The 8,014-nt window shown below is 68.9% G+C and carries 7 protein-coding genes; 1 reads left to right on the top strand and 6 read right to left on the bottom strand.

Features of this window, described 5'->3' with window-relative positions:
- Positions 1–290: 290 nt before the first annotated feature.
- On the top strand, positions 291–1,544 hold the full coding sequence (locus ACAG20_RS10970; protein WP_370492510.1) for a cytochrome P450: 1,254 nt from the start codon (positions 291–293) through the stop codon (positions 1,542–1,544).
- Here ACAG20_RS10970 and mftG read toward each other — a convergent pair.
- The 6 genes from mftG to mftB all read right to left on the bottom strand — a co-directional run bounded on the left by mftG (position 1,526) and on the right by mftB (position 8,014).
- Positions 1,526–2,971 (bottom strand): mycofactocin system GMC family oxidoreductase MftG, encoded by a 1,446-nt coding sequence (gene mftG, locus ACAG20_RS10965; protein ID WP_370492509.1) that lies wholly within the window; start codon positions 2,969–2,971, stop codon positions 1,526–1,528. The two genes, ACAG20_RS10970 and mftG, sit on opposite strands and share 19 nt — an antisense overlap.
- 6 nt (positions 2,972–2,977) lie before the next feature.
- The gene (gene mftF / locus ACAG20_RS10960) at positions 2,978–4,393 is read right to left on the bottom strand and encodes a mycofactocin biosynthesis glycosyltransferase MftF (protein WP_370492508.1); all 1,416 of its coding nucleotides are present in this window, start codon (positions 4,391–4,393) and stop codon (positions 2,978–2,980) included.
- The gene (gene mftE, locus ACAG20_RS10955) at positions 4,390–5,145 is read right to left on the bottom strand and encodes a mycofactocin biosynthesis peptidyl-dipeptidase MftE (protein ID WP_370492507.1); all 756 of its coding nucleotides are present in this window, start codon (positions 5,143–5,145) and stop codon (positions 4,390–4,392) included. Before mftE ends, mftF begins: the two co-directional genes overlap by 4 nt.
- A gap of 170 nt (positions 5,146–5,315) precedes the next feature.
- Complete coding sequence (gene mftD / locus ACAG20_RS10950; RefSeq protein ID WP_370492506.1) at positions 5,316–6,509, bottom strand: pre-mycofactocin synthase MftD; 1,194 nt, start codon at positions 6,507–6,509, stop codon at positions 5,316–5,318.
- A gap of 3 nt (positions 6,510–6,512) precedes the next feature.
- A complete protein-coding gene (gene mftC / locus ACAG20_RS10945; RefSeq protein WP_112683486.1) occupies positions 6,513–7,700 on the bottom strand; it encodes a mycofactocin radical SAM maturase in 1,188 nt (395 codons plus the stop codon).
- The gene (gene mftB / locus ACAG20_RS10940) at positions 7,697–8,014 is read right to left on the bottom strand and encodes a mycofactocin biosynthesis chaperone MftB (RefSeq protein WP_112683487.1); all 318 of its coding nucleotides are present in this window, start codon (positions 8,012–8,014) and stop codon (positions 7,697–7,699) included. Before mftB ends, mftC begins: the two co-directional genes overlap by 4 nt.

Genomic DNA, 8,014 nt, shown 5'->3' with positions numbered 1-8,014 from the left:
GGAGAGCCGAAGCTGGACCGCCGCATCAACACCGGCGGTTAGCGAGGTTCGACGAAGGAGAGCCGAAGCTGGACCGCCGCATCAACACCGGCGGTTAGCGAGGTTCGACGAAGGAGAGCCGAAGCTGGACCGCCGAATCAACACCGGCGGTTAGCGAGGTTCGACGAAGGAGAGCCGAAGCTGGACCGCCGAATCAAACCCCCAATACCGGCAAAGCGTCGCCACGACGGTCGGATATCGCCGACACTGGAACGAAGCTGACACGTGTCAAGAAAAGGCAAGGAGCCGCGATGAGCGCACCGATAATCGATCAGGCCGCCCGGGTGTTCACCGACCCGAGCGCTTACGCCGACGAACCACGGCTGCACGCAGCCCTGACGCATCTGCGGGCGAACGCGCCGGTGTCGCTGGTCGACCATCGTCCCTACCGGCCGTTCTGGGCGATCACCCGGCACGCCGACATCATGGACATCGAACGCGACAACGAGCTGTGGATCAACGAGCCGCGGCCGGTGCTGGCCCCTGCCGACGCCGACGATCTCCAGCGTTCGCTGTTGGAGTCCGGAATGGGACTGCGCACGCTGATCCACATGGACGACCCGCACCACCACAAGATGCGCAGCATCGTCTCCGACTGGTTCCGGCCCAAGGCGATGCGGGCGATGAAGGCACGCATCGACGAACTCGCCAATCGCTACGTCGACGAGATGCTGCGGATCGGCCCGGAATGCGACTTCGTTCAGGACATCGCGCTGAATTACCCGCTGTACGTGATCATGTCGCTACTGGGCCTGCCGGAGTCGGATTTCCCGCGCATGCTCCGGCTGACCCAGGAACTATTCGGCGGCGACGACGACGAATACCGGCGCGGCGTCACCCCGGAGGAACAGCTGCCGGTGCTGCTGGACTTCTTCGCCTACTTCAACGCCCTGACCGCCGACCGCCGGGCGAACCCCACCGAAGACCTCGCGTCGACCATCGCCAACGCCCGCATCGACGGTGAGCCGCTGTCGGATCTCGACACCGTCTCCTACTACGTCATCATCGCCACCGCCGGCCACGACACCACCAGCGCCGCGATCGGCGGCGGGCTGCGCGCGCTCATCGAACATCCCGACCAGCGCGAGCGGCTCCGCGCAGATCTGGACCTGATGCCCACCGCGGTCGAGGAGATCATCCGCTGGGTCACGCCGGTCAAGGAGTTCATGCGTACCGCGACCGCCGACACCGAGGTGCGCGGCGTGCCGATCGCCAAGGGCGAATCGGTGTACCTGTCCTATGTCTCGGCCAACCACGACGAGGAGGTCTTCGACAACCCGTTCGCCTTCGACGTCGGCCGGGACCCGAACAAGCACCTGTCGTTCGGCTACGGCGTGCACTTCTGCGTGGCGTCCGCGCTGGCCCGAATGGAAATCGACAGCTTCTTCCGTGAACTCATCCCCCGGCTCGACGCCATCGAGTTGACCGGTGAGCCGCAGCTGATCTCCACGACCTTCGTCGGCGGCGTCAAGCACCTGCCCATCCGTTACCGGCTGCGGGACTGACCGCGGATCATCCCCGACGCGCGATACGCCAGCATCGCGATCGTCGCATGCGGGCCACGGCCCGGCACCCGGGACAGCGCCGAGCCGTCGATCACCCACAGCCCCTCGATGCCGCGCACCCGGCACTGCGCATCGAGCACCGCGGACGCGTCGCCGGCCCGGCCCATCGGGGCACTGCCGCAGAGGTGTTGAGACGTCGACCAGTGCGGCGCGCCGGCATCGGCTTTCACGCCCAGCGTGGCCCCGACGAGCTCCACCCCGGCCCGGAGCGCCGCCAGGTCGCCTGGCTCGCTGTCGTAGCGGAGTTCGATACGGGGCGCCACCCGCGGATCCGCCGATACCAGTGTCAGGCGCCCCCGCGCTCGCGGCGACATCAATGCCACGCCAACGCGCGGCGGCTCCCCGGGGGCATATCCGCCGACCATTCCGGCGAAACCGGTGGTGTAGGGCCGAATTTCGAGATCATCGTGGTATAGCACCGCCTCCAATGGCGGACGTCCCGGCGTTCCCTGCCAGTCCGGGGTCACCAGCCATTCCGGGTGATCGGCACAGCTCGCCCCGACCGGCAGCACCGCTCGCACCGCAACGCCGACGTGCCGCAGCATCGCCTCCTCACCGATACCGGACAGCATCAACAGATGTGCCGACCCGATCGCGCCGGCACACAAGATGATTCGGTCGGCCGTCAGGCGCATCGGACCGTCCGGGCCGAGCGCGCGTACCGCCACGGCTCGCTCCCCCACGATGTCGACGCCGAACGCCGCCACCCCGGTGAGCAGCGTCAGGTTGGTCCGCGGCAATGCCGGGAGCAGATAGGCGGCCCCCGGTCCGGTGCGTACTCCGTCGACCACGTTCAGCGGCACCGCGCCCACTCCGGGGTCGGCTGCGGCAGCGGCATCGTTGAGGTCTGCGATCCAGCTGAAACCCGCTCGCTCCGCTGCGGCAATGAATCGCGCTGTGCCTTCGCACATCTCACGGGTGCGCCGAACGGGTATCGGTCCGCGGTCGCCGTGTTGGTCACCGCCGAAGTCCAAGTCGGTCTCGATGGCACGAAAGGATTCCAGCACCTCGGGCCACGACCAGCCGGGTAGGTCGCTATCGAAGTCGCCGGGCAGCCCCCGGCAGAAATAGCCGCCGTTGACCGCGCCGGAGCCGCCGACGGTCGCGCCGCGCACGATCGTCATCGCGGCGCTCGGGTGGCCGGTCAACTGCGCGACATAGCGCCGCACCAACGGGCTGGCGGTATCGATCGGCAACAGCGAGGCGTCGGCCACCTTGGCAGCCAGCACCGGATCGGATAATCCGACGCCGGCCTCCAACACCGTCACCGTGCACGCCGGGTCCGCCGAGAGACGTTCTGCCACAATCGACCCCGCACTACCGGCACCCACCACGAGCACATCACTGTGCACCACCGGAACCGTCAAGGCGGCCTAACTGCGGATCTGTGGCTTGAGTGCGGCAAAGTTGCGCTCCCGCAGCACCCCGCCCCACAGGCCCGCCCCGTACGCCAGATCGTCGACCCGCTTGAGCAGCAGGTAAGCCGGCAGCCCGAGTGGGCGGGTGTCGTCGCCGTCGCAGCGGGCGTGCCGCAGCCAGTCCACTATTCCGTCGCTGACCGCTGCCAGCAGCACCACCCGCCGGCAGCGCTGCGACAGACACGCGGCCAGCAGCGCGATCGGCCAGTAGTGCCGGCACAGCGCCGAGGCGATCTGCAGCCCGGCCGCCGCCAACCCACGCAGCGTCACCGCCAGCACGTCGGCGGGCGCGGTGTCGGCTCCGCGCATCGACCTGGCGACCCGATGGCCGGTCAGCGCCGTGATCGCCGCCGACACCAGGTAGCCCAGCACCGACCCGAGCGCCATCACCGCCCAACCCGCCAGCGCCCAGCCGGAAATCACCATCGGCGCCGTCTTGTCCGGGTGACGCGCCGACAGGGGTGCCGCCGAGCCACCATAAAATGCCTTGCGCGCCACCCAATCCCGTAGCGCCACCCGATGATCGTGAGCCACCAGCGCGATCGGCTCGTAGCGCAACCTGCTGCCGGCGTCCACCAGCCGCCAGCACAGGTCGACGTCCTCGCCGGAACGCAGCTCCTCGTCGAAACCGCCCAGCTCACGCAGCGTCGAACAGCGGCAGATGATCGCCGCGCTGGGCACATAGGCGACCTTGCCGTACGGCACCACGGGGGCTTCGCACCCGCCGAGGTCCAGTGACGAACGGATGGCCTCGTACCGCGCCACCAGGTGGTCACTGTCGGCCATACCGACAATCCGGGGGGCGACCAGCGCCACGGTGGGATCGCAGAAGTGTCCGAGCAGCGCTTCCAGCCAGCCCCGGCGCGGCACCACGTCGGAGTCCAGGAACGCCACGAAATCCGTCGTGCAGGCCGCGAGTCCGGTATTGCGGGCGGCCGCGGGCCCCCGGGCCTCCGGGTGGCGCAGCACCTCGACCTCGCAGCAATCCGCCGCTGCCAGGTCATCCCTGCAGACCGGGACCTGCGACCCGTCGTCCACCACGACCACGCGCAGCCCGCGCAACGACGCGATCAACCGTCTGAGCCCGATAACATTGTCCCGCACCGGGATAACGACGGTCACGTCACGGTGCGACGGCCCGCCCGCGGGCCGCGGATGGGCCACCGTGGCGTCGAGCAGGGTACGGGCCAGTTGGGCGCTGACGGCGTCGCGTACTTCCAGGCGACCGTCGGAGAGCATCCCCTGGGCGGCAGGCGCCAGCCGCAGCAGCCGGGTGGGTGAACCGCCCAGCAGCGTCGACCCGCGGCCCAGCACCCGCACCTTCCGGTCTACCTGCACCGCGAAACCGTCGGGAAGTCGGGCCGGGGTCATCGCAGCATCCCGTCCGGCCCGGGAGCCCAGGCGTGGATGGCCGCCACACCGCTGTCCAGCATTTCGGCGAACAATCGCTGCCCCTCGGCGGCGGTGGCGGTCGTGGGGTCACCGAGCACTCCGAGGGCACTCACTGCGGCGACACCGCCGCGCCGCATTGCCGGCAGCAACTGCGCCAATGGGGCACTGTTGCCCGGCCGGGCCTGCTCAAATCTCACGTCGTCGGGCGAAAGATACAGCAGCAGAGAGGTTTCGGTGTGACCCGCGTGCGCATCGGCCGCCGCGGTGGCACACGGCAGCCAGGCGACATCGCGCGCTTCGAAGCGCAACCGGCCTACCGCCTCGGCCAGCGCGGGCACGTTGCCGCCGTGCCCATTGACGAAGACCACCCGCTGCGCCCAGCAGCAGGCCGACCGGCCGTACTCCAGCAACACCCGGCTCAGCACCTCGGTGCCGATCGAGATGGTTCCGGCGAAGCTCTGGTGCTCGCCGCTGGCGCCGTAGGCCACCGCGGGCGCCACCGACCAGGCGTGCTCATCGCGGCCCGACGCGGTTCTGCGCAGCCGCCCGGCCGCCGCCCGGGCAAGTGCCTGCGCGATCCGGGTGTCGGTGTCCAGCGGCAGGTGCCGTCCGTGCTGTTCGGTCGAGCCGACCGGGACCAGCAGGGTCAACGACTGACCCGGCAGCTGGCGCTGTAGCCGGTTCTGCAGCTCGTCCCAGGTCGAACTACCGAGATCGCCACGAACCGCCATCGGACGATGGTAAGCGAATTCAACTGCCGTACACCAGTTATTGACAGGGAACGCACGAAATTCCTGGCCGTCGGCATTCCGGAGCGATCGCCGAACATCACGCCCGTCCCGTGCGCCACGGCAGTACCAGGGACGGGCCGGGAGTTCGCAGGTGGACGGCGCTGAGCGGGCTACCGGCCTCCGTCGGAGGGCACACCGAGCGCGCGGGCGAAACCGGACGGGATCAGGATGTCGTCCGGTGACAGATCGTGCACGGAGGCCCGCCCGAGCCCCATCAGGGCCGAGTCGATCCCACCACGCAGGATGTCGAGGACGTTCTCCACCCCGGGCTGGCCGGCCGCGGCCAGCCCCCACAGGTAGGCGCGGCCGATCATCACCGCCCGGGCACCCAGTGCCAGCGCCTTGACGACGTCGCTGCCCCGTCGGATGCCGCCATCCAGCAAAACATCGATCTGGCCGCCGACCGCCTCGGCGACAGCGGGCAGCGCCCGGATCGCCGCCGGTGTGCCGTCCAGATTGTTACCACCGTGGTTCGACACCGAGATCGCCGAAACTCCGGCGTCCACAGCCTTTTTCGCATCGTCGACGCGCATGACACCCTTGAGCATGAAGGGCCCGCCCCAGAGTTCGCGCAGCCAGGCGATATCCTCCCAGGTCGGCGGTGGTGTTCCCATCCACTCGCCATAGGCCTGGAAGAACGGCGGACCCGGTTCGCCGCGTCGGCCCTGGTTGGGCACCCGCAGGCTCGGCGGTCGCAGGGTCTTGGCCCACTGCAGAAACCACCGCGGCCGGCTCAGGGCCTCGGGCATCATCTTGATCATGGTCTTGAGGTCCATCTGCTCCGGGATCTTGGGGCTTCCCCAGTCCCGGCCGTGCGAGAAGGACCAATCGGTGGTGGCGATCAGGCCCACCGCACCAGCGTCCCGGGCACGCTCGACGCGTTCGGCGATCGCATCGCGGCCCCCGAGCCAGTAGACCTGGAAGAAGGTCTTGGGGTTGGCAGCGATGACCTCTTCCATCGGCTTGCTGGCGAACGACGACAGGCCCATCGCGGTGCCGCGCGCGGCGGCCGCCCTGGCGACCGCAACCTCACCGTCCGGGTCGACCGCCTGCACGCCCGTCGGCGAGATCATTACCGGAAACGAAAGCTCCTGGCCCATAACGGTAGTCGACAGATCACGCTTCTCGCACGCGCCGACCACGTGCGGAGCGAAACCCAACTCGCTGAACGCCTCGACGTTGTCGGAGACGGTCACACCCTTCTCGCTGGCTGAGATCAGCGACGAGTACGCGGACTTCGGGAGGCGTTTGCGCGCGCGCTCCTGGGCGATGGCGACGGTTTCGAACCAGATATCACGAGCCATGGATCAGACCGGACTTTCATCGCACAGCCGTTTGGGCGGCTTCGTCGGGGTGAGCAGGGTCAGGGATTGCCTTGCGCTGCTGCGTGTCCCACGCGAGTGGTCGCTGCTCGGACGCGGCTTCTGTCGGTCGCCGGCCAGCGCCTGCTCGCCGAATCCACGAACGCACTCCGGGTCGGGCCCGTCCATCGGCAGGCCGGTGAAGAACTTGGCGGCCATGCAGCCGCCCCGGCAGGTGTCATACAGCGGGCAGCTGGCACAGGCACCGCCCGCCGTGGGGCTGCGCAGCTCGTTGAACAGCTTGGAGTGCTTCCACACCTGATCGAACCCGCCGTCGGTCAACACATTTCCGGCCAGGAACTCGTCGTGGATGGCGAACGGGCAGGCGTAGACGTCGCCGACCGGGTCAATCAGGCAGACCACCCGTCCGGCCCCGCACATGTTCAGGCCGGCCAGCGCACCGGACTCGCCGAGCGGCGCCAGGTGGAAGAAGGAGTCCCCGGTCAGCACCCCGTCACCCTTGGCGACGAGCCAGTCGTAGAGCTGGCGCTGTTGGGCGGCGGTCGGGTGCAGGTCGTCCCAGACGTCGACGCCACGACCGGACGGGCGCAGCCGGGTGATTCGCAGCGTGGCGCCGTATCGCGCTGCCAGCGCGGCGAAGTCATCGAGCTGGTCGATGTTGTGGCGGGTCGCCACGACCGAGATCTTGGTGTCGGCGAAGCCTGCCGCGGACAGGTTCTCCAGCGCACGGATCGCCATGTCGAAGGAGCCCTTGCCACGAATCGGATCGTTGACCTCGGCGGTGGCGCCGTCCAGCGAGATCTGGACGTCGACGTAGTCGCTGGTCGCCAGCCTGGCCGCCACCTCCGGAGTGATCCGCAGGCCGTTCGTGGAGAACTTCACCCCGACGTGGTGGGCGGTGGCGTAGTCCACCAGTTCCCAGAAGTCGTCTCGCACCGTGGGTTCGCCGCCGCCGATGTTGACGTAGAACACCTGCATGCGTTCCAGCTCGTCGATGATGTCTTTGCACGCCCTCGTGGACAGCTCCCGCGGGTCGCGCCGCCCGGACGCCGACAGGCAGTGCACGCAGGCCAGGTTGCAGGCGTAGGTGAGCTCCCAGGTCAGACAGATCGGTGCGTCGAGGCCGTGCTCGAAGTGTTCGACCAGGCTCGGGGCGACGGCTGGAGCGGTCACGGGGTCTCCTTCGGGTCCGTGGGGATCAGGATGTCGGACGCCGCCAGGACGCCCAGGGCACGCAGGTAAGCCGGCTCCGCGCCGGGATCGATGCCGGCGGCGCGGCACGCCGACCGCGCGTCGGGGTGCTCGGCCAGCGAGGTGACCAGCGTGACCATGGTGAGGTTCTTCAGGAACGACAGCTTGCGCGTCCCGAAGTGATACAGCAGCGCGCCGAACGTCTCGGGCCGGACCGACACCTGCGGATGCAGGCGCCAGCCAAGGTCCGGGTCGAAGCTGTCGGTGACGCGCGCCGCCCCGGCGGCGACGGTCAC

Origin of the sequence: Mycobacterium sp. pW045, assembly GCF_041287085.1 — a bacterium.
Classification (GTDB): Bacteria; Actinomycetota; Actinomycetes; order Mycobacteriales; family Mycobacteriaceae; genus Mycobacterium; species Mycobacterium algericum_A.
This window is presented reverse-complemented; position numbering and strand designations above follow the sequence as displayed.